Origin of the sequence: Bacillus sp. FJAT-26390 (assembly GCF_001682865.1) — a bacterium.
Taxonomy (GTDB): Bacteria; Bacillota; Bacilli; order Paenibacillales; family Paenibacillaceae; genus Pristimantibacillus.
In genome coordinates this window covers 384,167-410,739 of sequence record NZ_MAQX01000011.1, presented here as the reverse complement: position 1 = coordinate 410,739, position 26,573 = coordinate 384,167, and the positions used below count along the sequence as shown (strand labels likewise).

Sequence of the window (26,573 nt, the reverse complement as noted above, 5' to 3'; positions counted from 1 at the left end):
TCATAGCTGTGAAATACCTCTCCAGAATACAGTCCATGAGGCATGTAATTTATCAGTCAATCGTTTTTCATTATTCCCATATGCAAGCTCTAACATGATGGAATCAACTACACCTAAGAAAGCAAGCGTAGGGATAAAGGCTGCATCTGACATGATGGCTTTAGCATCGATCCAAGCTTGAAATTTGCTTTCTAGCACGGATTGAATCTTTAATTCCGTATCCATTACTTCCTCATTAATCGCTGTTGCCAGATGTTGAGGCGGAAAAAAAGACATACGCAGCCAAAACTTTAACTGCTCGCTCTGTTGAAACAAATCAATGACCAATTGCAGGTATCCAAATAAATCGGCTTTCGGATTTTGGGTATCTACTTTACTCAAATATTCTAGTTTCGATGAGATTTCTGTCTCTTTGGCATCTTGTAATACCTGTAGAAATAGATCGTCTTTCCCTTTGAAATGGGCATAGAGAGACTGTTTCTTCATGCCGACATTGTCGGCAATTTGAGACAGAGATGCTCCCTCATACCCATGGATTGCGAAAAATTTTAAAGCGATGTCTTTAATTTCTTTACTTTTCAATAAAATCACCTCGATATTAACGAACGTTCGTCAGTTATATTATCAAATTTACTTTTTTAACGCAAATGTAATTTCCTTTCAGTGGTTAAGGTCGAGCGATTATTGTATATTCATGGCCCCTTTAATGTACGGACCAGAAGTTCTCTTGCTCTTGCCATTCCGTTATTGGAGGATGGGAATTGAAGCATGATTGTGTCCACAGGTAACACGAGGCAGATAGCTACTGTGGAGCCATTATTGAGGGGGAACCGAAAGCGGCTGGAATCAGGATTCGGGCATGCGATTTTGATGAGATTATTATTCACAATGGCTTGATTTCTAAAAGGCGTTATTGGACGTAAAAGCCGGCGTGCAAACCGTACCGTTTAAATTTCGGTTGTGCGCGGACTGAGGTTCCGCTATTTGTCCGAATTTTTGATTTTGAGTGTGTATGCGGACAGGAGAGACGTTATTACCCATCAAGTGTNAACGAGTGAATTTAGCGTCTTAAGGAGTGAATAACGGAATCTCAGTCCGCAAGTATCATAATACATAGCTGATTTCCATAAATAACGGATTCTCTGTCCGCTAGGCTTTCTGTGTATCCGCGTCGTCCCGACAATGTTTTTTCGTTAAAATCGAAGCTTGTAGGTGCGAGCTCGTTGTTGACCGCTTGCGATGTCGAGTATGTGCAGATTAACCAGCTCATGCAAGATGCGCCTCGTCTGCCGATCGCTCACCCTAAGATGGCTAGCGAGTTCCAACGGCGTTATTGGACGCAAAAGCCGGCGTGCAAACCGTACCGTTTAAATTTCGGATGTGCGCGGACTGAGGTTCCGCTATTTGTCCGAATTTTTGATTTTGAGTGTGTATGCGGACAAGAGGGACGTTATTACCCATCAAACGAGTGAATTTAGCGTCTTAAGGAGTGAATAACGGAATCTCAGTCCGCAAGTATCATAATACATAGCTGATTTCCATAAATAACGGATTCTCTGTCCGCTGGGCTTTCTGTGTATCCGCGTCCCTACACTGTTTTTTCGTTAAAATCGAAGCTTGTAGGTGCGAGCTCGTTGTTGACCGCTTGCGATGTCGAGTATGTGCAGATTAACCAGCTCATGCAAGATGCGCCTCGTCTGCCGATCGCTCACCCTAAGATGGCTAGCGAGTTCCAACGGCGTTATTGGACGCAAAAGCCGGCGTGCAAACCGTACCGTTTCGGCTTCTAGCCAGGATAAGCTGGACGGGACGTCGGTTGCAATGAACTTTCCTATAAAAGAGAGGACCAACTGTTGGCACTGTTTTGGCTCGTCTACAATTGATGGGTAGGCAATCGGAAGGAAAGTCCATCCATCGAGTGATAATAAGCAATGGCGACGACATAAATCTTTAAATCGTCTTACATCAAGATCTCTGGCATGGGGACCGTACCCTTGAATCTCAATTCCGCCCTTTGCACCGGCAGGCATATAAGCGAGGTCAAGATAACGATAACCATTACTGAAGTCACGAACCTCCCACTCGGGAAACAAATGCTTCAAATTACCGACTGCGGGAAACCATGCGGATCGAAGGAATTCAACGGTCCCATGTCCTAGTCCTTTACTTAGCAATTCTCGCCTTCGGGGATTGTTCTCGTTATCAATGTTTTCCCGTAACCACTCCTCATAATGCTGCTCAAATCGTACCACTGTGCTCGTCCTCCCTTTAGTAACTAATGTAAGCTTAGTAATTTTTCACGCCAACAAAAAACAAAAGCCGCTCCCATACAACTCACCCCAATTACTCGATCAGGATGTTCATTGTATGGAAGCGGCGTGTTCTTCACGACCTTTACGATGTAATTATATCGTGAGCTTTTCAAATCAACAATAAGACATCCTAAAACAAATCCGATGAATCGAGATTTTTTTGAACAAATTGTTGCGTTCTCCGAATTTTTTAATAATAAGTAGGGGAGGATCGCTCGGATGATGGGCGTTTCTTGAAAACCCATGCTTTCATTTATAGCGTAATGGGTAAATCATTCTCTTCAGTATGTTTTTCAGCGTATTCTTTTTGTTATGGATTTCAAAGGGTCGCATCATCTCGTGATCTTCATGCTCGAGCATATGACAATGCCATACAAAACGTCCGGTGAGAGGACCGAAAGTTGCGATAAAAGAGGTAACGTAACCGGCGGGAGCTCGAATCGAATCTTTAAATCCCCTTTCGTTAGGCTCAGGAGGAGCCGCGCGCCCTGTAAACTTAAGTTTTCCTGTGGCTTGAAAATGAGCAACATCAAATGGCTGGCGCTCAAGAATTTGCATGTCGACGATATGCAAATGAATGGGGTGATCATCCGTGGATAGATTGATTAACCGCCAAATCTCAACAGTTCCCACCTCAATCTTCTCCGAAATGCGATTAATCCACATTTTACCATCAAGTAAATTCAACGATCTTCCATATTCATCCGCCACTTTGATGAGTGTGAGATCTCTTGTCCTGCTAGCCATTTTTCTTGAAAGAAAATCAATCTTCGCTAAATGATCAGGAATGGAGCTGGTGTCTTTCCCCTTTAAGGGAACCGTAACTTTAAATTGCATCACATTTGTTGTTTCGGGGGAAGCACCCTTGAAGACATTTTTAAGTACAATCGACTGACCGAAAGATCCAGAAAAATCAATGATCACATCCGCACGTTCGGTAGTTAGAAGGAGAATCTCATTCATTACCACTGGCTTCTCCATTAATCCGCGATCGGTTCCAATTTGATAAAATGGCTGTCCGGAGTCCAATTTGAACGTAATGGCTCGACTATTGGAAGCGTTTAAAATGCGAAAACGGTATTTTCTGGGCTCCACTTCGAGATAGGGCCATACTTTTCCGTTTACCAATATCGTGTCTGCGTCAAAAGGTGTCACAATCGAGGGATAAGGGAGACTAGTGTTCTTTTCATCCGGCGAACTAGGGTAATAGAGCGATCCGTCTAAGTTAAACGAGCGATCTTGGACCAATAGAGGGATTTCATATATTCCCATCGGTAGATTCAGGGATTGTTCAAGCTTATCACGGATGATAAAGAATCCTGAAAGTCCCGCATACATATTCAATCTCGTAATTCCCATTGTGTGATCATGATACCATAAAGCAGTGGCTTCAAGGTTTGGGTACTCGTATATTTCTCTTTCAAACAAAGGTCCTGTTTGTTCAAAATTTTTTGTGAACCATGCCTCAGGGTACCCGTCGCTATGGGCTGGCTGTTTACCTCCGTGTAGATGAACGACAGTCCTAACCGCTGGAAGAGTCCCTTCTGCACCATGAATGGTCGTATCAATAGGGAGAAAGTGCTTTGTAGGCAGATCATTCATCCATTTGACAAATGTCGTTTCGCCCTTCATCACATCAAAGGTCGGGCCTGGGTACATGCCATTGTAGCCCCATAAGCGGGCAGGTCCGAGATCACGATGTAGTTTTTGTGTGAATTCCTTCATGGTCACTTCATAATAAGAGCCTTTTTTGTCTCGTTTGACTGGGGAAATGGTTTCAGGAACTGGCAGTTTATCAACAAACTTTTGCAAGTTGACTTTTGGTGGCATATCAATAAAACACCTCCTTTATGTATGACCGCCAGTTAGGCTGATGCTTTGGCATAAGCTTCCGCAATTGTAGAAGTCACATAATGCGCTCTAGACCAAGGAACTCAATCGTGATACTGCGGGTTTGAGTACCTCCTCCAAACATTAACCTTTACTATCATATGTATAAAATACATTTCCATGAGACAATTATAAAAAGCGTACCACCTAGGACGGCACGTATTTTGGGCTGTCAGATTTCTCTCATGATATTTTCGTTTAGATGAGGAGAGCGCTTCGCTCACAGCGATAAGGTCAGGCGGTTTCCCCGTAGAAACGACGACTTGGTAAATCCAATTTGTTTACGATGAAAATAATTGTTTTGTAGATATGGGAAATGATAGAGAACTCGTTATAATAAGAATATCGATTACAGAAAGAAGTGAAAATCATCATGAAGGTAATTGTCATTGGAGCGGGAATTGCCGGAGCATCAACCGCATACCAATTGGCTAAGCAGGGAGCAGATGTCATCATCATCGATCGGAAAGATGAAGGACAGGCCACGGATGCAGCTGCCGGCATTATTTGTCCATGGCTGTCGCAGCGGCGCAATAAGGCTTGGTATCGGCTTGCGAAAGCCGGAGCGCGTTATTACCCTGTGCTAATTGAAGAGCTTGAAAGCGAAGGGGAAACCGATACGGGCTATGCCAAGGTCGGGGCACTCAGCATACATACGGATCCGGAGAAAATCGGCAAAATGGAAGAGAGAGCTTACAAGCGTATAGAAGACGCGGCGGAGATCGGTGAGATTACCCGGCTTGATGAACATAGAACCCGTGAGCTCTTCCTGCTGCTCATGGAGGGATATTCGTCCATTCATATTAGCGGTGCCGCCCGTGTCGATGGCCGGGCGCTGCGTGACGCTTTGCTTCGATCTGCACAAAGAAACGGGGCTGAGCTTATATATGGGGATGCTACGATTGACTATCAATCCAACCGCGTAACGGGCGTAACGGTTGGGGCAAATCGCTACCCGGCTGACATCGTTATCGTTTGTGCAGGAGCTTGGGTGCGACCGCTGCTGCAGCCTTTAGGCATTGATTTTCAGGTCAGTTACCAGAAAGCGCAAATCATGCACTTGCAGGTTCCAGACGCCAATCAAAATACGGGCAGCTGGCCGGTCGTTATGCCGCCTTCCGATCAATATCTGCTCGCCTTTGATCAGCAGAAAATCGTGATAGGGGCGACTCATGAAAATAATGTTGATGGCTACGATACGAGGATCACGCCCGGCGGAATGCACGAAATTTTAAGCAAATGTCTTACATTCGCACCTGCGCTGGCAGACAGCACGTTCCAGGAAGTAAGGGTGGGGTTTCGCCCTCATACAGCTGATTTTCTTCCGGTCATAGGCGCCATACCAGATTGGGAAGGGCTTCTTGCGGCAAATGGTCTTGGGGCCTCCGGATTGACGATGGGCCCTTATATCGGAGTCCAGCTGGCTAAGCTAGCGCTAGGAATGGAATTAGATATCGATCTAACCGATTATGACATTCGTAAAGCTATCGGCTGACCTGTTGATTATTTCGAATAAAGCTGTAGAAGGGCAAAAGCATACGTACATAGAAATCCGCTTTTTTTAAGCGGATTTTTTTTATCGTGTGTTATGAACGAATGAATAATAGCCGTCGTTGCGGTTAGACAAATATCGGAGTCTCTCTTCAGGTCGGGATGGAACAACAGGATAACCCAGCTGACTTGAAAGTCTAGCTATAGAACAATTGTCACTCACTATCATTATTATGAACGCGGACATATGTCCTTTTCGGAACCTTCTCGAATTGTTAAATTAGAGTGAGCCTGAAGGCGAGGGGAGAAGAGAAGGACATGAAAGGTGTAATATACGCTTGTTTGGGCGGTGCGTTTCTGACTCTTCAGGGTGCGGCTAATGCGGCCATTGGCGAAAGTATCGGAACATGGCAGGCAGCTGCTCTAACTCAGGGTACTGGATTTATAGCCGCATTAATGCTTGTTTGGTTTCTCGGAGACAAATCATGGAGAAATCTTAAGCATGTGAAGCCTGCTTACCGGCTCGGAGGGGGGCTTGCAGCTTTTATCCTGTTCAGCAATATAACGGCGTATCACCAAAATGGTGCGGCATTGACCGTATCGGCAGTCCTGATTGCTCAAATCACAGCAACCTTAATCATGGAGAAAATCGGCTGGTTCGGCTCTGTCTCACTTTCCTTGAGACCATCGCAATGGGTCGGTGTCGGGTTGATGGTTATTGGCATCCTTTGTTTAACATAATGAAAAATGTAATACCTAGTAAGGGAGAGGGAGCCAGCTATGAAAGAGATCATGGACACGAAGCGGATCAATCAGTATCTAAGCCAATTTGGCTTGGAAAATATTTTGCCGGAGGCATTACGACAACATCTGGGTTTATACCGTTTTGGATCGGATGAAACACTATGCCAGCAGGGGGAAGAACCTCAATTCATATATTTTATTGTGCAAGGAAAGGTAAAAGTGTTTACCACCTCAACGGAAGGAAAAACATTGCTCATTAATTTTACTACCCCGCTGGGGGTTATTGGGGAAATTGAATGTTTACGGGGGATGGAAAATTTAAATACGGTTACCGCGGTGTCTAGTGTAGAGGCGATCGGCGTTCACAAACGATGGTTAAGGCAATTTGAAGGAGAGGCATCGTTCCTGAAATTGCTGCTTGACGTGGTGACCCATAAGTTTTACCTGAAATCGATATCGCTTAGTTATAACCTGCTGTACCCAGTAGAAATCAGGGTCGCCAGTTATTTACTCTCTGTCTCAACTGAGGACGTGAAGGGGGCATATTCAGGTATAAGCATAGCGAGTTTAAAAGATACAGCGAACCTCATCGGAACGAGTTACCGACATTTGAACCGGGTGCTTCAAGGATTCGGCCAATCAGGGCTGGTTGTGCGGAGCAATGGCACGCTCATTGTGAAGGACCGGAAGGGGCTATACGATATAGCCGGACAAAATATTTACGAGAACGGGGACAGGAAGTCATGATAGGGGGCATCATGATGGCTTTGGCGGCAGGCACCTTAATCAGTGTTCAAACGATGTTCAACAGTAAAGTCAACGAAGCTGCGCGTTCTCATACTACGACGGCTCTAGTGCTTGGCATGGGATTTTTATTCTCGTTCAGTTTAGGGTCAATGTTGGACGGTGCCGATTTTTTCAATTTGAAACCAATGCCATTATGGTTCTGGTTCAGCGGTTTGCTGGGGATTGGCGTTGTAACATGCGTTGTAAGAGGAGTGAAATTGCTGGGACCAAGCCACGCGATCTCGATCGTCATGGCATCTCAGCTAATCTGTGCATTATGGTGGGATTCCGCAGGCTGGTTTGGACTGGATACGGTTCCTTTTACGAGTCAAAAGGCAATAGGGGTAATTGTATTAATCTGTGGCGTATTATTATTCAAAGCACAGCCTGGAACATTTACTAAAAATCAGGGGCAAAACAGTTAGAGCCTTCTTCTTAAAAAATAAATGGCCAACCAGATCAACTGGTTGGCCTTCGTTTTTTTCTGAAATCAGTAAGCCTTACGAGGGTTAGCTATGATGTCAACTGTGCTTTCCTTGTCCTTCAGCTCTGCAAGCAGCTTATCGCCTTCGACATCCAGGTTAGGCAGCATGCGGTCTAACCATTTTGGCAGCCACCATGCTTTATCACCGAATACCGCCATGACTGCTGGGACGAGCGCCATGCGGACGATGAAGGCGTCGATAAGGATGCCGATCGCCAGCGCAAAGCCGATTTGTTTGATCATGATATCATGAGCGAAAATAAACCCGGCGAAGACAGATACCATAATTACGGCTGCGGCTACAACAACGCGGCTGGCCTGCGTATATCCGTGAACGACGCTATCCGTTCCGCGATGGCCATGGACGTAAGACTCGCGCATGGAGCTGACGAGGAAGACCTGATAGTCCATCGCCAGCCCGTAAAGAATGCCGGTAACCATAATCGGCATAAAGCTGAGCAGCGGACCGCCGGTATCAAAGCCGAATAGGGAGTGAAGCCATCCCCATTGGTATACGGCCGTGGTGATCCCGAACGTGGCGAGCACACTGAGAAGAAAGCCGACCGTAGCTTTGAGCGGAACGATGATCGAGCGAAACACGAGCAATAGAATTATCAGCGAGAGGATGACGATAATGCCGACGTAGAGAGGGAACACCTCTGCCAGCTTCGACGACATATCAATATTAATCGCAGTGAATCCGGTAACGCCAACCGTGACATCATGCGTTAGCGCCATGCTAGAATCGGAAGCCCGAATCTCGCGTACCAGGTTTTTGGTTTCCGCATCCGTCGGTCCTGTTTTCGGAATAAGACTAATAATCGCCATATCTCCGGTCTTGTTTACGCCCATTGGCGTCACGAGCGAAACGTTCTCATGCTGCTGCAAATCCTGAACTAGACCCATCAGCGTTTCCGGCGTCATTTTGTCCGAAGCGCCTTTTGGCTTGGCAACCAGGAGCAGCGGGCCATTGAAGCCTTCGCCGAAACCGTTGGAAATGGCGTCGTAGCTCTGTCTGGACGGTGTGTCCAAGTTCGCCGTGGCACCCGAAGGGATACCCATTTCCATTTTTGCTACAGGTAGTGCGGCTGCGCCAAGAATGACAATGACGCCAACAATAATAAGCCAACGGCCCTTCTTTACGCCCGTAACCCAGCGGTGTGCGAATCCATGAGAAATTTTATTCGCGTGGGTGCTGCTCTTCGAACGCGCTTTTGCCGAACAGATGCGTTCACCCAGCAGACCTAGCAGAGCAGGCAGCAACGTTAGGGCAACCAGGACGTTGACGAGGACGGCCAAAGCGGCAACAAGCGCCATCGCGGACAAAAAGCCAATGCCAATTACAAGCATGCCGCACAGCGCAATGATAACGGTCAAGCCAGCGAAAAATACGGCGCTCCCGGCAGTGCCGACTGCTCTGCTAGCAGCTTCCCGCGCGTTCAGCCCTTGATCGAGAATCATGCGTCGCTGACGGTTCACGATGAACAGCGAGTAGTCGATACCGACGGCAAGCCCGACCATAAGCGCCAGAACTGGCGTGAGATCGGTCATATGAATGAATTTCGAGAAGGCATATGCCCCTCCTACGCTTATGCCTACTCCCATTAGAGCGGTCAGAAGCGGCAAGCCCGCAGCAACAACCGAACCGAGCGTCATGAAAAGCACAACGGCGGCGACGGCAATGCCGATGGCTTCAGTCGAGCCAATGGAAGGCTTGGTCGAAAGCGAGTCGCTAGGCAATGCGGCAATGCCAGTCTGCTCTACTGCCATGACAGCATGGATTACGGAATCGGGGACCGATTCGGGAAGCGACATTTGCTGATCGGTGAATTGGAATTGGAACAAAGCGACGCTGCCGTCAGAGGCAAGCATAACGCCAGGTACCGGAACTCCATTTACCATCAGTGGGCCGTAGGGAGGCATCTCGCCTGCGGCTGCTTGCGCATTTTCGTTCCCTCGCGCAGTTTCATTGCCTTGCGTGTTTCCAGAAGCGGAAGCGCCGGCTTCCGCGGCCAATTTGGCGGGATTAATGACATAGTCAAGGTTGTATACATCATTAACAGCATTGCTAATGGAGCTCAAACGCTCCGGCGTGTCGAGACGTTCGCCCTTTGGTGCCGTAAATACGATGCTGGCTTGTCCGCCAGAAGCTTCCGGCAGCTCTGCCGACAGCTGGTCTAACACCTTTTGCGATTCCGTGCCCTCAATTTTCATATCGGAAGTGACATGTATTCCGTTGACCCCGAGTATGGCAAGCACAATTCCGAGGATCGCGATCCAACTGATAATGAAATACCAGGGTCTGGTATAGGCTGACTTGCCCAATCTGTACAGAAAAGTTGACATACGTTAATGTTTCTCCTTTGCATGTAGAAATAACGTGAGGTAAGGAACTAGAAGCCGTTTCGCAAGAAACTGAACATGGTGTCTAAATAATGATCGAACGTAATGGCTTCAGGGTTTTCGTCGGCCGATTGACCTGGAAGCAGCACGTTCAGGCTGCCGTCCAGTATGGGCAGCACAGCCCCGTAAACAGCGCCGGCGAGAAGGTGGGTGTACCCCTCGGGATAACGTCCATAGGATAACTCGCTCAATGTCTCTTGGGCGGATATTTGCAAACGGTGCAGTCCGCTGAGGATGTACGGCTCAAGAGACGGATACTGCTTCGAAAGCGATACAAGCTGCCGCAGCTTATAAATATGCTCTGCTGTCAGCTGCATCTTCATCAAATGGTAAAGGACGTCGGGCGGGGCAATGTCCTCGTTTAACTTCGTGATCCAATCCTCGACCTCTTCGGCGCCAATAAAAATAACAGCTGCTGCCGCTGCCGCTTCCTCCTTGCAGGAGTAATGGTTCGCGAACGTTCTTCTGGAGTAACCGGCGCGCTGAACGACATCCTCGACGACGAAGCCGTCCATTCCCCTTTCCAGAGCAAGAGCGAACGCTGCATCGGCAAGCGCATTCGCGGTTGCTTCCCTTTTGATATGGCGTAGGCTTTGTTTATTCATCATATAACGCCTAAGCGTTCACCTCTTTTCAGGTAGACTGACAGTTTTTATCAAAAATAATTCTATATCTATATTATTGCCCAATGGGCAATGATGCACAATGGGCAAGTTGTTACGGAATTGTGGCGTTGACGCGGCAGCTTATCAATAGCTTGGTGAAGGGAAGCTCCAATACGGAGAGACAACGTCATTCCGGATCAACCCATTGTGATGGACCGTAAGGCCATTACTTCTTTTAACCCGTCAACCGCCTTCGATGTAGCCTTTACCCTTCTTGCATGGCTTACTTCGACAGAAAATGCAAACGACGTAAAAAGGCTTTTGGGGTTTCTCGCATAATTTCTGTACGAACTGCCGCAGCTCAATAGTCTAGTCAACCGCGTCCTCTGGATGTGGTTTTCTGTTTTATTGGGGACAAAATGAAGCTTTTTACCATTGAAAGCCCTTTCCTATATTGTGATATAATGAAATCCGCTTTATAAATCGTTTCTATAGAGGAGATGAAATCATGTTTAATGTTCTCATTGTTGACGATGAACAAATAGAACGGGAAGGCATAAAAAATATAATCGCTCAGTATAAATTTCCTTTCAACGTGCTGGAAGCAGAGAATGGATTAATTGCCGAAGGCATTCTAAATAGGAAATCGATAGATATCCTCATTACGGATGTAAAGATGCCTATGATGAACGGTTTGGAATTAAGCAAGATTGCGAGGAAAACGCAGGAGGACCTGAAAATCGTAATTTGCAGCGGTTATGACGAGTTTGAGTATGCTAAAAGCGCGATCAAATTAGGGGTTGTGAATTACTTATTGAAGCCATTAGCCGTTGATGAGTTTCTGGAGGCGATGGAAGAAATTACGCAATTCAGCCCTATTCGGGACAATCCAGAGCACGAAACGCAGGAATCGAAGGTCATTAAGCAAGTGAAGGAAATCGTGAAGGATAACTTTCAGAGAGATCTCTCGCTATCGGATGTATCTAAGGAAGTTTACCTTTCTCCGGGTTATTTAAGCATATTGTTTAAGAAAGAAACGGGTGTGAATTTCTCCAAGTATTTGACGGATTACCGGCTGCGCAAGGCAAACTATATGTTAATCCATTCCAATATGAAAATTAATGATATCGCGGTTTTTGTAGGCATTGAAAATACCTCTTATTTCTGCAGATTGTTCAAAGCGAAATACAATGTCAGCCCATTACAATATAGAGAGAGCGGTATCCCTTATGATCAATCTGATAAAGAAAAAGTTCAATGATATCAGATTCCGCAACAAGCTATTGCTTTCTCACCTTATTATCGCTTTAATTCCGATCATTCTATTAGGTCTGTTTTCACTTATTCAATCGTATCGAACGCAGGTCAAAGAATTAAAAAGTGAAGCGGCTTCAAGCTTGAACCAGATTTCCAACATCCTTGATTACAAAATTAATAGATATAACACGTTATGCGAGTTTATGGTGCTTAATCGAGAGTTTTCGAACGTATTTATTAACAATTACGAAGAGAACTATTTTGCTATGTATCTCGATTTCAGGGACAAGGTCGATCCGATGATTTCGCATATCAAAATGATGGATGATAATATCGAGGAAATTACCTTTTATACGTCGGGGGATTTGCTAGGCATCCGCGAAAATATTTTGCCGCTAAGCGAGTTGAAAAATAAGCCCTGGTATGACGGGTTTAGGGGAAGACAATGGGTCGTATATGACGAAAATGTATATTTGGTCCAAGAGCTGATCAGCAATTTCAAAGACAGCAATTTTATGGTGATCTCGATTAATTATGATAGTATTTTTTCGGACCTGGACAAGCTGTCGGAATACATTTTTGTAAAGATTGAGAACGAAAAAGAGCAAATTGTTTTTAGCGAAAAAAAACCAGAGGAACGCTCATCCCCGGCCGCTATATCCGATTATCCCTTTAAAATAAGCGGCCATTTGAAAAATATCGAATGGACGATCCATTATTATCTCTCGAACGCCAACGCTTATATTAATGCTTTTGCCATTTTTAAAATTACCGTATTTGTTATTTTGCTCAGTCTAGCAATCACCTTCTTTCTTATATACATATTTTCAAACAATTTCACGAGACGGATTATCCATTTGAAAAATAAAGTCGATAAAGTGGAACAAAACAATCTAGACGTCATTATTCAAAGTACGTCCATGGATGAATTTGGCGGACTCACAAATGGAATCGGGAAAATGCTGGAGCGGATTAACAGTCTTATTTTTCAAGTGTACCAGGCCGAAATCGCCAAAAAGGAAAGTGATTATAACAAGCTCATAAGCCAGATCAATCCTCACTTTTTATACAATACCCTCTCTTTTATCCATTGGCGGGCGTTGAAGAAGAAAGATATCGAAACGAGTTATATGGTCACCACGTTGGCGAAGTTTTATCGATCAACCTTAAATAAAGGGAAAAATATGGTTACGGTTGAAAATGAAATTAAGCATATTCATGCGTATCTCGATTTGCAGTCCATCATGAATGACGGATCATTCGAAGTGGACTACCGAGTAGACGAATCGATTCTAAATCAATCGATCATTCATTTTATCTTACAGCCGATCGTGGAAAATGCCATTATACACGGATTCACCGAACCGAATCCTCAGGGCAATCAGATTATCATTTCGGTGTATCCACAGAATGAGGAAATCAAAATGATTGTAAGCGATAATGGCGTGGGGATGTCCTTGCAGCAGCAAAAGCTGCAATTAGCAGGGGATGGCGGCGGCTGCGGCGTAAGAAACGTAAATGACCGTATCAAGCTGTACTATGGCAACGAATACGGGTTGGAAATTGAAAGTGAGCCTAATAAAGGAACAACAGTTACGTTAACGATTCCGCTTTCTTGATGCAGGATATTGCTCATCTTCGAAAACCGAGGTACTTCGCGTACAGCGGTTTTTTTATTGTCGATAAAGGAAGATAGAACACTAAAAAGTGCTACAGAAAAGAAAAATGTTGCATATACGCTTTTTCTGATAGCGCATACAATTTAAATATAAATAAGCAAAGGAGCTAATAAATAATGGGGAAAAGCAGGAGATTCGCAGTAATCATGGCCGTTTGTATAAGTTTGCTGGTTGCGAGCGGTTGCAGCAGTACTAAGAATGGCGGAAATGAAGCAGCAAGTCCGGTCAACGAAAACGATTATAATCCCTACGGAAAATATGAAACGCCTGTCGAATTTACGATTGGCCGAAATACAAATCATGTAAATAATTTGCCGGAAGGGGATACGATCGAAAATAACCTTGCTACACGATATGTGGAAGACAGGGTAAACGTAAAAGCGAAGGTTGCTTGGGAGACAGATGATATGGCCCAGAAATTATCCCTTTCGATGACCACCGGTGATTTGCCTGATGTTATGCTGGTCAACCGGGAAATTTTCAATCAATTGGTCGATAATGATCTGATTGCCGATATGACGGAGGTTTATGAAAAAACAGCATCCGAGGGAATTAAGAAAATTTACGATTCTTATGGCAATTTATTATTGGATCAAGTGAAGGTAGACGGCAAAATTATGGGACTTCCAATGACGAATATTGGAAATCAGCACCAGCTATTGTGGATAAGAAAAGATTGGATTGATAAAGTTGGAGCTGAAATACCAAAAAGCTTGGATGATGTCTGGAATTTGGCTAAAACCTTTATGGAAAAAGACGCTTCCGGTACGGGGAAAACGGTAGGATTTGTCATGGATCAGAATGCTATGAATTTTTCGCCTGTTTTTGCAGCGCATCAAGCGTTTCCGGCTCAATGGATTACAGGTAAAGATGGACAAGTCGTATACGGGTCCGTTCAGCCTGAAATGAAAGAAGCGTTAGCAGATTTGAGTGAGCGCTACAAAGAGGGACTTATCGATAAACAATTCGCAGTCAGATCAAACGAAGAAAAAGAAGCTTTGGTAATTAACGGCCAAGTAGGCATGCTATTTAATCCTTGGTGGATCGGATATACGAACTATAAGGATTCCATTAAGAAAAATCCGGAAGCCGAGTGGATAGCGGTATCTGCACCAGTGGATGACAACGGGAAATTTAAGACGATTCGCCAAGATCCAATCGGCGGCGGGATCGTCGTTGTGAAAAAAGGGTTTAAGCATCCAGAAGCGATTATGAAATCTATTAATCTAACAACAGACTTTTTATATTCGATGACCGATGATGCCGTGCAATACAAAAAAGAGCATTCGGATGAATTGTTGACGGACGCAAGCAGATGGAATAATGACCCTACCCAAATTCCGATGCAAGTGGATTATGACGATGTATTAAAGCGTTACTATGAAGACATTATGGCAACAGACAAATCTGGAGACGAGTCCACGATCCAGGAAGATCGGATTGTGTCCTATCGTGCCTATCAGGCGTTTAAAGAAAAGGGAAATGATATTGACGCCAATACCTATGGTGAATATTTATCCCGGATTGAAGGCCAGCGGGAAGCGAACAATGAGAACCTTGAAGTGATTCCTGGCGGTTTTTATGGAACAACCGAAACGATGAAGATGAAATGGGCTAATCTCAAAAAAATGGAAGAAGAAGTGATTCTGAAAATTATTATGGGTGAAGCCAAGATTGACGAGTTTGATAAGTTTGTTGATACGTGGCATCGTACGGGCGGAGATGAAATCGCCAAAGAGATCAATCAATAGGCAGCAGCATCAGGTGGAGGATGACTCCACCTGAACATTTTCGTGTAGCGGAAGCGAGCGAGTTCACTAATTTAGATAAAAGGATGTGATGCGAAAATGGCGCAAGTGGATATGCCTGTAACCAGCGGGGAAAAGCCCCTCAATCACATACATAAAAAACGGAACTGGTCAAACGGTATCGTTTATCATTTCATGCTGTTGCCCGGAATGATCATGCTGTTTATTTTCTCGATCATTCCCATGTTTGGAGCCGTGATGGCGTTTCAACGATTTATCCCTGCGAAAGGGATAGGGGGTTCCGACTGGGTAGGCCTCGCCAATTTCACTTATATGTTTCAACTGCCCGACAGCAAGCAAATCTTCATCAATACGATTGTAATCGCGATAGGGAAAATTTTACTCGGCTTACTGGTACCCATTGTTTTTGCCCTGCTATTAAATGAAGTAAGGCTTAAAGTCTTTAAGAGTACGGTTCAAACCATTGTATATTTACCGCATTTTATGTCATGGGTTGTCTTGGGCAGCATGCTTTCCATGATTTTTTCATACGACGGCATGGTAAACGGTTTGTTTGAATTTTTGGGTCTGGAACGAGTTATGTTTTTGGCAAGCAACACCTGGTTTAGACCTCTGCTTATTTTAACGGATACGTGGAAGGAATTTGGTTACGGGACCATTATTTATTTGGCTGCGTTGACAGCAATTAATCCGGCATTATATGAATCGGCTGCGCTTGATGGCGCTAATCGCTGGAAGCAGATCAGAAGCATAACGCTGCCAGGAATCTTTCCAACCATCGTTTTACTAGGCACCTTGAGTCTGGGAAATGTATTGAATGCAGGGTTTGACCAAGTATTCAATCTCTATAATCCGTTGGTATATGAAACAGGCGATATCATCGATACTTTTGTGTACCGCATGGGTCTGATCAATATGCAGTATTCGTTTGCCACAGCCATAGGTTTAATGAAATCTGTCATCAGTTTTGTTTTAATCATTCTCTCCTATAGGTTAGCTGCAAAATACGCCGGGTATAAGATTTTTTAGGAGGTAAACATGGTACAATCCAAAGCCCTGGGGTCCAGGTTTGTAAGCATATTGATCATAACGGCATTGTTAATGATCACTTTTGTATCTATCGTTCCGATGGTTAATACGATCGCCATTTCGATTAGCAGCAGTACGGCTGTAAATGCAGGAGAGGTTTATTTTATCCCCGTAGATATTAATTTCTCCTCCTACGAAAAGATATTAAATGATACGAAATTTTGGAAGGCATTTCTTGTCTCGGTGGAGCGTGTCGTTCTTGGTGTCAGCCTGAATATGGTTTTGACCATATTAATGGCCTACCCGCTGTCTAGAAGCATCAAGCAGTTTAAATCAAGAAACGTTTATATGTGGGTTATCATATTTACGATGTTATTTAGCGGCGGCATTGTCCCTTGGTTTATGGTCATTAGCAATCTGGGGCTGATCAATTCCATCTGGGCTCTCGTATTACCCGGAGCGGTCCCGGTATTTAATGTCATCTTGCTGATGAATTTTTTCAAAGGGATTCCTAAGGAGCTGGAGGAAGCTGCATTTATGGATGGAGCGGGACCACTGAAAATATTGTTTCATATTTTTCTTCCTGTTTCATTGCCAAGCTTGGCTACCATTGCCTTGTTTTCCATCGTAGGCCACTGGAACAATTTTTTTGACGGGATTGTTTTAATCAACGACAGCAACAAAATTCCTTTGCAGACCTATCTTCAGCAGCTTAGCCTGACGCGGGATCAAATCCAGAATCTTACGGTTGAGCAGCTTAAGGAGTTCAACAAGATATCCAATGTCACCTTGAATTCGGCAAAAATCTTAGTATCCATGATTCCTATTTTATTAATCTATCCCTTCCTGCAGCGGTACCTTATTCACGGAATCGTCTTGGGATCGGTAAAGGAATAGGTAAACACGAAGTTCGCTGCGGATAAAATGGATAATTAACAGTACAGGAGAATGATAATGCATAACCATACGGAAGAACAGATCATTCAATATATTACCGATAAAATGTCCGATCGCCCTAAAATCATTCAAATGTTCAAAAGCTGCTATCAGAATACACTGGAAACAACCATTCACAGGCATGAAGATGATGGAACGGTATTCATGCTGACCGGAGATATTCCAGCCATGTGGCTGAGAGATTCCGTGAATCAGCTCAGGCCTTATTTAATGCTGGCGGCACAGGATGCCGACCTTAAGAAAATAATAGAAGGGGTTTTAAAAACCCAATATCAATCCATTTTAAGAGATCCGTATGCCAATGCGTTTAATGAGTTTGATAATGGCAAAGGGCACCAAAATGATAAGACTGAGATGTCGGGATGGATCTGGGAAAGAAAATATGAAATAGATTCCTTGTGTTATCCTATTCAATTAGCTTATTTATATTGGAAAAACACAGGTGAAACGGGACACTTTACTCCCGATTTTGAAAAAGCGGTGCGGTTAGTTTTGAAAGTTTGGCGGACCGAGCAATACCATATGGAGCAATCGAATTACACCTTTGAACGAGAAAATTGTCCTGCCACAGATACTTTGGAAAGAAGCGGAAAAGGCAGCGAAGTAGCATATACAGGGATGACATGGTCAGGGTTCCGGCCAAGTGATGATGCCTGCAAGTATGGTTATTTGGTGCCTTCGAATATGTTCGCCGTGGTCGTGTTGAAGTACTTGGAGGAAATAAATGATTTGTTCATTCACGATCAGAGCCTGGGTCAGGAGATTGTGTCCATTCGGAATGAAATCGAGCAAGGCATTGAGCAATTCGCAGTCCTAAATGATGAACAATTCGGCCCGGTTTATGCCTACGAGGTCGATGGTTTAGGGCAGGTCAACATCATGGACGATGCGAATGTACCGAGCTTGCTCTCCCTTCCCTATCTGGATTACTGCAAAAAAGATGATCCTGTTTATCTAAATACAAGAAGGATGATTCTAAGCCAAAGAAACCCTTATTACTATGAAGGCAAGTATGCCAAGGGGATCGGAAGTCCGCACACACCGGAGCATTACATTTGGCATATCGCTTTGTCCATTCAAGGAATGACCGCTATCGATGAATCGGAGCAGAACGAAATACTGGACATGTTTGAACGAACAGACGCTGGAACCCATTTGGTCCATGAAGGATTTCACAAGGACAATCCCGATGCATTTACGAGAGAATGGTTTTCTTGGTCAAATGCCATGTTTGTTGAGTTTATATTAAGCGTATGCGGGCTGGAAATCAGCAAATCATAATTAAATAGTATATTGACATACTAATCTAATTAATATTATATATTGACATTAGATTAGTATGAATATTATAGTATTTATGAAAGCGCTTTATATCATATATGCCCGCTGCGGTCATGCGGAGCCGAAATGGAGGCAATATTACGATTATGGCACTGAAAAAAACGAAACCATCTACGTTATTAGTGTTATGTTTGGCATTTTCACTCATTTTCGCTTCAATGTCTGCCACTGGAAGTACAAAAGCATATGCATTTACTTCATCCGATGCAGACACCGCTATGGAGGCATTTAACGCCAAGTTTTGGGATAGCAACGCAAAATATTTTTGGACGAATTCCAACCATGGTGACAGCTACCAGGGCTTCTGGGTGGAAGCGGAGCTTTGGGAGATGGTAATGGATGCGTATGTTCATACTTCTAATCCTGCTTTGAAAGCTAAGCTTAGAACGCAGATTGACGATATATTCGATGGCACAGTAGTTAAGTATGGAGATGATTGGACAAACAATCATTTTAATGATGACATCATGTGGTGGGCGATGGCGTCCGCAAGGGCTTACGAAATAACGAAGGATCCGAAATATTTGGATAAGGCCAAGTATTATTTTGACTTTGTATACGATACGCAATGGGATGACAACTTTGCAAACGGCGGCATCTGGTGGATGAATAGCGAGCATAACACAAAAAATTCATGCATTAATTTCCCAGCGGCCCAAGCAGCTGTTTTCATGTATAACATTACTCAGGATGATCATTATCTAGATGCAGCTAACCGTATCTACAAATGGGGCAAGACCATGCTTACGGACGGCAATGGCAAAGTATTTGACCGCATTGAGCTTGAAAGAGGCGCTGTTCCTGATGCAACTCATTACAACCAGGGCACATTCATTGGCGCGGCAGTAGGATTGTATCAAATAACGGGAAGCACCGTATATTTGGATGATGCAGTGAAAGCTGCTAACTTTACCAAAGATCATTTAGTTGACGCAAACCAGTTGTTGAACTATGAAGGACCGAATGGGGACTTAAAGGGCGGTAAAACGATATTAATTCGCAATTTGGCCTATCTTCAAGCTGCTTTAATGGAGAGAAGCGAAAGTGCATACAAGCAGGTTAGGAGCGAATTGAAATATTGGCTTGCGTTCAATGCGCAAATGGCATGGAACAATCGAAATGCTGACAATATTATTGATGGTAACTGGGCAGGGCAGCTGCTTGCCGGAACTTATGAATCTTGGTCATCATCCAGTGCGGTTGAAGCGCTGACTGTTCTAGAATCACAGGATGTGGCTTTACAATATGCGGTTAAAGACCCTTACAAAAAAATAGAAGCGGAAAAGTATAATATCGGTACTGGATTTGTTATGGAGGACAGCAAGGAAGGATCCATGCAGCTGGGAGGAATTCAGCCCGGAATGTATGCCGCATATAAAAATGTGGATTTTGGATCTACCGGTGCAACTGGATTTATTGCAAGAGCGGCAAGCGGAACAGGCGGGGGAAATATCGAAGTAAGGCTTGATTCCCTGAATGGACCTAAAGTCGGCACTTTAAACGTACAAGGAACTGGCGGGTGGAATAATTATTCGGATGCCGTTACTGTTCTTAAGGATGATCAAGGAAATCCAAGTGCTATAACAGGAACACATGATGTATTTCTGGTCTTCACCAAAACGAATGATCAATATTTGTTTAACTTAAACTGGTTTAAATTCACCGCGACCGATCCAACGAGAACAGATGCATACACAAGGCTTAAGGCTGGAAATTTCGACAGCAGCTCCGGTCTAAGTAAAAATGCGGACGGAGGATTTTTAGAAGGCATTCATAACAACGCTTATGCCTCTTATACAGGAATTGACTTTGGAACAGGCGCCGCTGGCATTACCGTTCATGTATCAAGCGGCAATCAAGGCGGCACGATTGAAGTTAAGCTGGACAGCCTGGACGGCCCAACCGTAGGTGAAATCAGGATTCCGGCATTAGGAGATTGGGATAACTGGGTGGACATCATGTCTAATATTGACGATACCAAAGCGGTAGGTATTCATGATCTATATCTCGTGTTCCATGGGACAGATGGAAGCGACTTCCCTAGTAATTTGGATTGGTTCTCCTTTTCAACGGTGAAAGGGCAAGCTAAGGACGCATATGGCAAGCTGGAGGCTGAAAAATATACGAGCGGCGTAGGATTCGGTACAGAAAATGGCGGAGGCCAAACCTACCTAGCTGGAATATATGGCCCTAATCAACCCTATGCCATGTATAATTACATTGATTTTGGAAGCACAAGCCCGTCTAAGTTTACCGTTAATGCAGCAACCGACACAGGCGGAGGAACGATAGAAGTAAGAGTGGACAGCATGAATGGCCCTGTTATAGCTACAAGTACGGTTTCAGGAACAGGCGGTTGGCAGAACTTCAAGGTGGTCTCTGCGGATATTACAGCTCCTGTAACGGGGAAACATATTGTTTTCCTATTATTTAAAGGAGATGACTGGTTATACAACCTTGATAAATTCACTTTCGGCGATCCTGCCGTATTTACAGAACCAACTCCCCCTATTGAACCTGTGGAGGACCATATTGCTCCGGGAGAAGTGGAAAATGTTCAGATCATTCGTGGCGATGACCAGATGAAATTGTATTGGGATGGTCCATATGATATCGATGGTCAAAAGGTGAAAATCTCTTTATTAAACAAAGGACAACAGGCTGGAGCGGCAATAGAGGTTAATAGAGGCATACAAACGGCGGTTATATCTGGAATTGAAAAGGGCGAAAGCTACACAATCTTTATAAAGACTGTAGATAAGTCAGGAAATGAATCACAGGGAATCAGGATAAATGAAAAGGATGTGCTTTCATTTTCACTTTCTGCAAACGAAAAGGTGTTAAAAGAGGGCGAATCTTTTGAAGATTATAAGGCTTTAACCTTCAAAATAGGAGGCAGCATATCCGTTATCAAATCAGCAATCATTACAATTGATGGCAAACCATACACGATTAATGCGCAGGCAAAGGACAAAATAGCCATCGATATGGCCGGAAATTTAGGAAATAAGACGGCTGCAGTTGCAATAGAGGATTACTCAGGCAACAAGCTTCAGCAAACATTTAAATTTAATGTTGCAACGAGTATAAATTCCATGCAAAAATTAATAACTCGTTTCAAGGACTCAGGCGAATTAAGTGGAGCGATGATCCCGCAGCTTACGAATGCACTTGCGCAGGCTCAGCATCAACTGGATAAAGGGAAACAGAAAAATGCGATTAAACATATGCAGGATTTTATAAAGCACTTAAATAAAAAAGCTTTAAATCATAACGTTAAAGAACATGCCAAAGCGATTCTGAATTCGGATGCTCAAGCACTAATCGCGCTCTGGGACAATATCCGTTCAAATTAGATTAAGTCTAATGAAAGAACCTCACTGTTTTCATACACAGTGAGGTTCTTCTTTGTAATTGACAACAGTGGTAATCATTTCGTATACTCTTTTTATTCCGACTGTACAGTATAAATAAAATAAGGAAAAAGGTGAACTCTTTTGCCCAAGCTAGGAATGGAACCGAAGCGCCGAGCCGATGTCATTAACGCCACGTTAACTTGCATAAGCATTCACGGGATAGATGGCATGACACTCGATAAGGTTGCAGAGTATGCCGACTGTTCAAAGGGCGTTGTCACTTATTATTTTAAGAATAAGGATAATTTGACGATTGAAGCGTTCAAGTCGTTTATGGCCTATTATGGCCTTAAGATAGAATCTGAAATTGAACATACAATGAATGCCGTGGAAATGATGGACGTTACTTTGAATCATATACTACCGCCATATAGCGACGACTCGGGAAAGCGGATTAATGTTTCGCAGCTTGATGGAATCGATAAGATGTTTATCCCGCATGAAGATCAAGCAAAGCTATTCCTGCAGTTTTTCTCAAAAGCCGTGTTGGATCGCAATTTGCAGGAAGTTGTATCCAAGAGCTATTTGGCTGATCTCCAGGGCATAGCCAAGATTTTTGATTACGGCAAAATGACAGGGCATATGCGTGTAGAAGATTCACAAAGCGCGGCATATGGTCTGTTAGCGATGGTGGTAGGTCTAAGCTTCTTTAGAGTAGCGAACATACCGCCAATAAATGGCGAGGATAACCGCTATATTTGTGATGATTATGTGAGAAGGTTTACTGATGGACGCTGACAATAAGCAAAGCGCATGCTGACGAAGCCGGATTTTGATCGAAAGGATAGTGCTTGTCTCATGTCCAAAACATAGAGGAGGATATTTATGAATATTAAGAGTATTGAAGCTGGCGGGGCAAATATTGCGATCGTGAGCAGCGGCGAGGTTTTAATAGAAGATGTGCAGTCAGCATTGGATTTTATGGCAACCGTGCATTATGAAGCAGGCACAGATCGTATTGTGATAAACAAATCGCTGCTAAGCGAGAGCTTTTTTGATTTGAAAACACGTCTTGCAGGCGATATTTTGCAGAAGTTTACCAATTATCACGTGAAGATCGCCATTGTTGGAGATTTTTCGATGTATTCCAGCAAAAGCTTGCGTGATTTCATCTATGAATGTAATAACGGAACCGATTTCTTTTTCCTGCCGACCGAACGACAAGCGATTGAAAAGTTAAGCATGTTGAAGTAGAAGACAGAACGGGAGGAAGCTAGGTGCCAAACTTGCAGCATATTCATGCTGAGTATCCCATGATCAAGATTTGTGCAGGTGAAATTGAATTAAGGGACGATCGGAAAAAGACGACATGGAAGGTCCATTTGGATTCTTTTTTGCTTGCTCCGGTTCCGGTTACGAAAGCGTTATATTTCTCGATATTGGAAAAGACGGTTGAGCCTAATGAACATCCTCAGACTCCGGCTGTGGATGTCTCATGGCGGGATGCGATTTCCTTTTGTAATACGCTATCTCAGCGTGCAGGTCTAGCGGAATGTTACTCCATAAGCGATGATGGCGAGAAGGTCATCTGTAACGAAGGGGCAAATGGCTATCGACTTCCTACGGAAGCGGAATGGCAGTATGCGTGTAAAGCAGGAACGAATGCTTATCAATACGGCGAGCTTGATGCAATAGCTTGGTATCAGGGAAACTCAGGAGGCTTGATCCATGAGGTAGGTAAAAAGCTGCCGAATGCGTGGGGTCTCTATGATATGCTGGGAAATGTGTGGGAATGGTGCTGGGATTTATACGATGTGAAAGTATACGATTCCTATAGAATTTTCCGCGGCGGCAGCTGGGCGGAAGAGGCAAGAGGCTGCGGAGCAACGTGCCGCCGCCGCAGTCACCCGACGTTTCGCATTGATGATCTTGGCTTTCGCCTTGCCAGATCGCTGTCATTATAGCCATTCAAAAATGAATAAATTTGCTAGAGTATGGTGATTGCTAGTCAGACGGACACATGCCTATAATAGATGTAAGCAATTGTGGTAATCCATAATAGATTTGCAGAAGGCGGGGACTATGAAAATGAACAATGAGACAACAAATGAAGAAGCAAACAGCAAGGAAGCTGTCATGTCCGAGGAGCAATGGACGGAGCTTCTAAAGGCTGTTCATCATAACGGTCTCGTAGCTTTAAAAATGCACTTTAACGATGTTGAAGGACAAGCGCTGAATTTGGATCCTTATGGCCCGGTTTTTATATTCCATGTGAAGGATGAACAGGATAGCGTATATTCATGCGGCTTTTTTCTGCGCGAGTTGGTCGCCAGATTCCAATCGGGCAATGATCCTGCACTCTGGATGTCTTCCTTCTTCGTCGATCTTATGGAGGTAGAGGGTGGAAAAGTACTTCCGCAACCGGCTACAAACGAAGATGAAGCTAAAGCGATCATTGACAAAATACTCGTTCCGCAGTGTATAAAAGCAGTAACGGAAGAGTTTGCACCAGAGCAGGTACATGCGGGACTTGCTTGGAACGAAGAACATGGCCCGGTTTTTGAAGCTGGATTTCCAACGATTACAGATGGAAATAATGTATGCGCGATCCCTTTGCACCTATTGTTGACCTATTTGCAGTTGAACCGCGACCCTGGAGAGCTGCTCATTCAAGGATTGTATGACATCCGAAGCGAACATGGCTTGGAATAACAGGCACGGTCAATTTTAACTAGTGAAACGGAAACAGCCACGTCCTCGGGACGTGGCTGTTTCCGTTTCCGTTTCAAATACAGCACTAGTGATTCAAAGCATGCTCTCTTTGCTTGTTATAAACAACGAAAGCAGCGAAGAGCAGCAGAATGATTCCTGTGAACATAAATCCTTCAACGATCGTAAAATTCAGCCAGCCCAGCACGGAAGATCCGGCAACAACGCCTAGCGAGAAGAAGGCGTAGAAGTAACCATAAGCTTTGCCGCGCAGCGCAGGCGGCGTGGATTTGATGAGCATCGTATTAATAGAAGGGAACAAAAAAGCAAAACCTACGCCATATAGTCCTAACACGAAGTAAAGAGCCAATGTCGTCGTTGATTGGCTGATCAGCAGCTGGCTTATTCCCATTAAACCAATGCCTAAAGCCAGCGTTTTGGACGGTTTGATCCGATCGAAAATTCGATTTGTAGGAAGTACGAATAGGAGTACGGCAATGATCCCAAAGGTGCTCATTAAGGTGCCGCTTAATCTCGAATCATAACCGAGCGTTTGAACATGCAAAGGAAGCAAATAAGCGATAACGCCTTGTGAGAACATTAAGAAAAAAGCGCCGGCGTAAGCTTTTAAAACACCGCCATTGAAGAGCGAGCCTGCTGGTTGAACGCCGGTATCGTCCTTTTCTTTTTTCGATATTTTATATTTGCCAAGAAAAATAGCGGACAGGATGGCAAGTGCAAAACCCATTATTGCAACGCATGTAAAAACGAATGGAACGGAGGTTTTGCTGGCCATAATTCCGCTGAAGGCCGGTCCGATAATGGCGGCTAGTCCTACAAATGTACCGGTGAAAGCGACTTTTTTGCCTTGCTGTTCATTTATCGTCGTATTCGCAGAAAAGGTAAAAGCAGCTGGAACAATCAAGCCGGCCACAAAACCATGGATGATTCGAACAGCGATCAAAAATAAAGGCTGATCGACGAAATGATAAAGCAGCAGGGCGCCGCTTGATAAGAGCAATCCGGCCATCAGTATTTTGAAAGGACCGATCTTGTCCGTCAGAATGCCGGATAAAATATTGCCAACCGTATTGGCTAACGAGTATAGCCCAATGACAAAACCTACAATAAACGAGCTGGCACCGACGGAAGCCGCAAATGTACTCATGACGGGCAGCTGCGAGAATAAATCAAAAAAGGAAAAAAACACGATGCTGTACACAAGCAGGGCATAGTTAAAAGGCCGAATAGGATATTGGACTTGCGCCTTCTTCAGCTTCCAGTCCAGCAAAAAGTTGCCAAACGGTACAAAAGCCGCGATTACCGCCGCAGCAGGCCAAAGAAGATTCCACTTTACCCGAATGGCCGCATAAAGGATGGTTAGCGCATATGCACTGAAAATCCCGCCGTGGATGCTGCCTACAATCGTTACGGCTTTGTCTATTCCCCAAATATATTTCAAGGGCATAGCGATACCTAGCAATACTAATAATGAAATACCATCTAAAAGACCAGTAATACGTAAAATGTAAATGGGATGTGCCTTCACTTATTATGCTCCTAAATTGTATTTTGATTGGATTGCTCTATTCTAACATGTTATGAGGCGAGTAAAGAAGGTCAGAATGGAACAAGGTTTGAACATTTCGCTCGAATCCTTCCAGCATGCACCATAAACGTATAAGAAAGCGGCAGAGATGCCGTTTTTTTTATTTTCAATGGCCAAGGTCAAAATATTACTCCTTCGATGTCATAATCGAT

21 protein-coding genes and 1 pseudogene are annotated in these 26,573 nt (G+C 44.1%); 15 read left to right on the top strand and 7 right to left on the bottom strand.

All coding sequences use genetic code 11. The annotated features are described in order from the left end of the window. The 4 genes and pseudogenes from A7975_RS13490 to A7975_RS13475 all read right to left on the bottom strand — a co-directional run bounded on the left by A7975_RS13490 (position 1) and on the right by A7975_RS13475 (position 4,142). Positions 1-591: a TetR/AcrR family transcriptional regulator gene (locus A7975_RS13490; protein WP_269433152.1), complete on the bottom strand. Its 591-nt coding sequence runs from the start codon at positions 589-591 to the stop codon at positions 1-3. 602 nt (positions 592-1,193) lie between these two features. Continuing rightward, a pseudogene (locus tag A7975_RS34885) lies at positions 1,194-1,367 on the bottom strand (transcriptional regulator); the annotation flags it as partial. Positions 1,368-1,604: 237 nt separating this feature from the next. Next, on the bottom strand, positions 1,605-2,252 hold the full coding sequence (locus A7975_RS13480) for a transcriptional regulator (protein WP_065385425.1): 648 nt from the start codon (positions 2,250-2,252) through the stop codon (positions 1,605-1,607). A gap of 309 nt (positions 2,253-2,561) precedes the next feature. Then, positions 2,562-4,142: a multicopper oxidase family protein gene (locus A7975_RS13475; protein ID WP_065385424.1), complete on the bottom strand. Its 1,581-nt coding sequence runs from the start codon at positions 4,140-4,142 to the stop codon at positions 2,562-2,564. A 430-nt stretch (positions 4,143-4,572) separates the two neighbouring features. Between A7975_RS13475 and A7975_RS13470 the strand changes: the two genes are divergently transcribed. The 4 genes from A7975_RS13470 (at position 4,573) to A7975_RS13455 (ending at position 7,648) form a co-directional block, all read left to right on the top strand. After that, positions 4,573-5,697 (top strand): NAD(P)/FAD-dependent oxidoreductase, encoded by a 1,125-nt coding sequence (locus tag A7975_RS13470; protein ID WP_065385890.1) that lies wholly within the window; start codon positions 4,573-4,575, stop codon positions 5,695-5,697. A gap of 314 nt (positions 5,698-6,011) precedes the next feature. Continuing rightward, positions 6,012-6,434, top strand: coding sequence for a DMT family transporter (locus A7975_RS13465; protein WP_053377205.1), 423 nt, complete (start codon positions 6,012-6,014; stop codon positions 6,432-6,434). 39 nt (positions 6,435-6,473) lie between these two features. Beyond that, the gene (locus A7975_RS13460) at positions 6,474-7,184 is read left to right on the top strand and encodes a Crp/Fnr family transcriptional regulator (protein WP_065385423.1); all 711 of its coding nucleotides are present in this window, start codon (positions 6,474-6,476) and stop codon (positions 7,182-7,184) included. Further along, a complete protein-coding gene (locus tag A7975_RS13455; protein ID WP_053377203.1) occupies positions 7,181-7,648 on the top strand; it encodes a DMT family transporter in 468 nt (155 codons plus the stop codon). The genes A7975_RS13460 and A7975_RS13455 overlap by 4 nt, the downstream gene beginning before the upstream one ends. A gap of 65 nt (positions 7,649-7,713) precedes the next feature. On the opposite strand, the gene A7975_RS13450 is transcribed toward A7975_RS13455, so the two are convergent. Next, positions 7,714-10,053 carry an MMPL family transporter gene (locus A7975_RS13450; protein ID WP_065385422.1) on the bottom strand — a complete coding sequence of 780 codons (2,340 nt, stop codon included), beginning with the start codon at positions 10,051-10,053 and terminating at the stop codon, positions 7,714-7,716. 47 nt (positions 10,054-10,100) lie between these two features. Further along, a complete protein-coding gene (locus A7975_RS13445; RefSeq protein ID WP_255314271.1) occupies positions 10,101-10,718 on the bottom strand; it encodes a TetR/AcrR family transcriptional regulator in 618 nt (205 codons plus the stop codon). Between the two features lie 505 nt (positions 10,719-11,223). Here A7975_RS13445 and A7975_RS13440 point away from each other — a divergent pair. From A7975_RS13440 to A7975_RS13390, 11 genes are all read left to right on the top strand, one after another. Next, the gene (locus A7975_RS13440; protein WP_053377201.1) at positions 11,224-11,976 is read left to right on the top strand and encodes a response regulator transcription factor; all 753 of its coding nucleotides are present in this window, start codon (positions 11,224-11,226) and stop codon (positions 11,974-11,976) included. Then, complete coding sequence (locus tag A7975_RS13435; RefSeq protein WP_053377200.1) at positions 11,945-13,591, top strand: sensor histidine kinase; 1,647 nt, start codon at positions 11,945-11,947, stop codon at positions 13,589-13,591. The genes A7975_RS13440 and A7975_RS13435 overlap by 32 nt, the downstream gene beginning before the upstream one ends. A 176-nt stretch (positions 13,592-13,767) precedes the next feature. Next, the gene (locus A7975_RS13430) at positions 13,768-15,402 is read left to right on the top strand and encodes an extracellular solute-binding protein (RefSeq protein ID WP_053377199.1); all 1,635 of its coding nucleotides are present in this window, start codon (positions 13,768-13,770) and stop codon (positions 15,400-15,402) included. 96 nt (positions 15,403-15,498) lie between these two features. Then, a complete protein-coding gene (locus A7975_RS13425; RefSeq protein WP_141680292.1) occupies positions 15,499-16,449 on the top strand; it encodes an ABC transporter permease in 951 nt (316 codons plus the stop codon). Between the two features lie 9 nt (positions 16,450-16,458). Further along, positions 16,459-17,346, top strand: a complete 888-nt coding sequence (locus A7975_RS13420; RefSeq protein ID WP_065385421.1) for a carbohydrate ABC transporter permease — start codon at positions 16,459-16,461, stop codon at positions 17,344-17,346. 51 nt (positions 17,347-17,397) lie between these two features. Further along, on the top strand, positions 17,398-18,687 hold the full coding sequence (locus A7975_RS13415; RefSeq protein WP_082198180.1) for a glycoside hydrolase family 125 protein: 1,290 nt from the start codon (positions 17,398-17,400) through the stop codon (positions 18,685-18,687). A gap of 98 nt (positions 18,688-18,785) precedes the next feature. Next, a complete protein-coding gene (locus tag A7975_RS13410; RefSeq protein ID WP_369688921.1) occupies positions 18,786-22,103 on the top strand; it encodes a carbohydrate-binding protein in 3,318 nt (1,105 codons plus the stop codon). A 141-nt stretch (positions 22,104-22,244) separates the two neighbouring features. After that, positions 22,245-22,901, top strand: a complete 657-nt coding sequence (locus A7975_RS13405; protein ID WP_065385418.1) for a TetR/AcrR family transcriptional regulator — start codon at positions 22,245-22,247, stop codon at positions 22,899-22,901. A gap of 87 nt (positions 22,902-22,988) precedes the next feature. Beyond that, positions 22,989-23,357, top strand: a complete 369-nt coding sequence (locus A7975_RS13400) for a DUF4180 domain-containing protein (RefSeq protein WP_065385417.1) — start codon at positions 22,989-22,991, stop codon at positions 23,355-23,357. A gap of 59 nt (positions 23,358-23,416) precedes the next feature. Then, a complete protein-coding gene (locus tag A7975_RS13395; RefSeq protein ID WP_065385888.1) occupies positions 23,417-24,067 on the top strand; it encodes a formylglycine-generating enzyme family protein in 651 nt (216 codons plus the stop codon). Positions 24,068-24,185: 118 nt separating this feature from the next. Then, entirely contained in the window at positions 24,186-24,815 is a 630-nt protein-coding gene (locus tag A7975_RS13390; RefSeq protein ID WP_231637561.1) for a hypothetical protein, read from the top strand. Between the two features lie 85 nt (positions 24,816-24,900). Here A7975_RS13390 and A7975_RS13385 read toward each other — a convergent pair whose 3' ends face one another. Next, entirely contained in the window at positions 24,901-26,361 is a 1,461-nt protein-coding gene (locus A7975_RS13385; RefSeq protein WP_065385416.1) for an MFS transporter, read from the bottom strand. Positions 26,362-26,573: the final 212 nt, after the last annotated feature.

Excerpts from the sequence above, each read along its gene's own strand:
- A7975_RS13475 (WP_065385424.1), bottom strand. The coding sequence starts at position 4,142 with ATGCCACCAAAAGTCAACTTGCAAAAGTTTGTTGATAAACTGCCAGTT.
- A7975_RS13465 (WP_053377205.1), top strand. The coding sequence starts at position 6,012 with ATGAAAGGTGTAATATACGCTTGTTTGGGCGGTGCGTTTCTGACTCTT.
- A7975_RS13460 (WP_065385423.1), top strand. The coding sequence starts at position 6,474 with ATGAAAGAGATCATGGACACGAAGCGGATCAATCAGTATCTAAGCCAA.
- A7975_RS13455 (WP_053377203.1), top strand. The coding sequence starts at position 7,181 with ATGATAGGGGGCATCATGATGGCTTTGGCGGCAGGCACCTTAATCAGT.
- A7975_RS13450 (WP_065385422.1), bottom strand. The coding sequence starts at position 10,053 with ATGTCAACTTTTCTGTACAGATTGGGCAAGTCAGCCTATACCAGACCC.
- A7975_RS13445 (WP_255314271.1), bottom strand. The coding sequence starts at position 10,718 with ATGATGAATAAACAAAGCCTACGCCATATCAAAAGGGAAGCAACCGCG.
- A7975_RS13440 (WP_053377201.1), top strand. The coding sequence starts at position 11,224 with ATGTTTAATGTTCTCATTGTTGACGATGAACAAATAGAACGGGAAGGC.
- A7975_RS13435 (WP_053377200.1), top strand. The coding sequence starts at position 11,945 with ATGATCAATCTGATAAAGAAAAAGTTCAATGATATCAGATTCCGCAAC.
- A7975_RS13430 (WP_053377199.1), top strand. The coding sequence starts at position 13,768 with ATGGGGAAAAGCAGGAGATTCGCAGTAATCATGGCCGTTTGTATAAGT.
- A7975_RS13425 (WP_141680292.1), top strand. The coding sequence starts at position 15,499 with ATGGCGCAAGTGGATATGCCTGTAACCAGCGGGGAAAAGCCCCTCAAT.
- A7975_RS13420 (WP_065385421.1), top strand. The coding sequence starts at position 16,459 with ATGGTACAATCCAAAGCCCTGGGGTCCAGGTTTGTAAGCATATTGATC.
- A7975_RS13415 (WP_082198180.1), top strand. The coding sequence starts at position 17,398 with ATGATAATGCATAACCATACGGAAGAACAGATCATTCAATATATTACC.
- A7975_RS13410 (WP_369688921.1), top strand. The coding sequence starts at position 18,786 with ATGCCCGCTGCGGTCATGCGGAGCCGAAATGGAGGCAATATTACGATT.
- A7975_RS13400 (WP_065385417.1), top strand. The coding sequence starts at position 22,989 with ATGAATATTAAGAGTATTGAAGCTGGCGGGGCAAATATTGCGATCGTG.
- A7975_RS13395 (WP_065385888.1), top strand. The coding sequence starts at position 23,417 with ATGATCAAGATTTGTGCAGGTGAAATTGAATTAAGGGACGATCGGAAA.
- A7975_RS13390 (WP_231637561.1), top strand. The coding sequence starts at position 24,186 with ATGAAAATGAACAATGAGACAACAAATGAAGAAGCAAACAGCAAGGAA.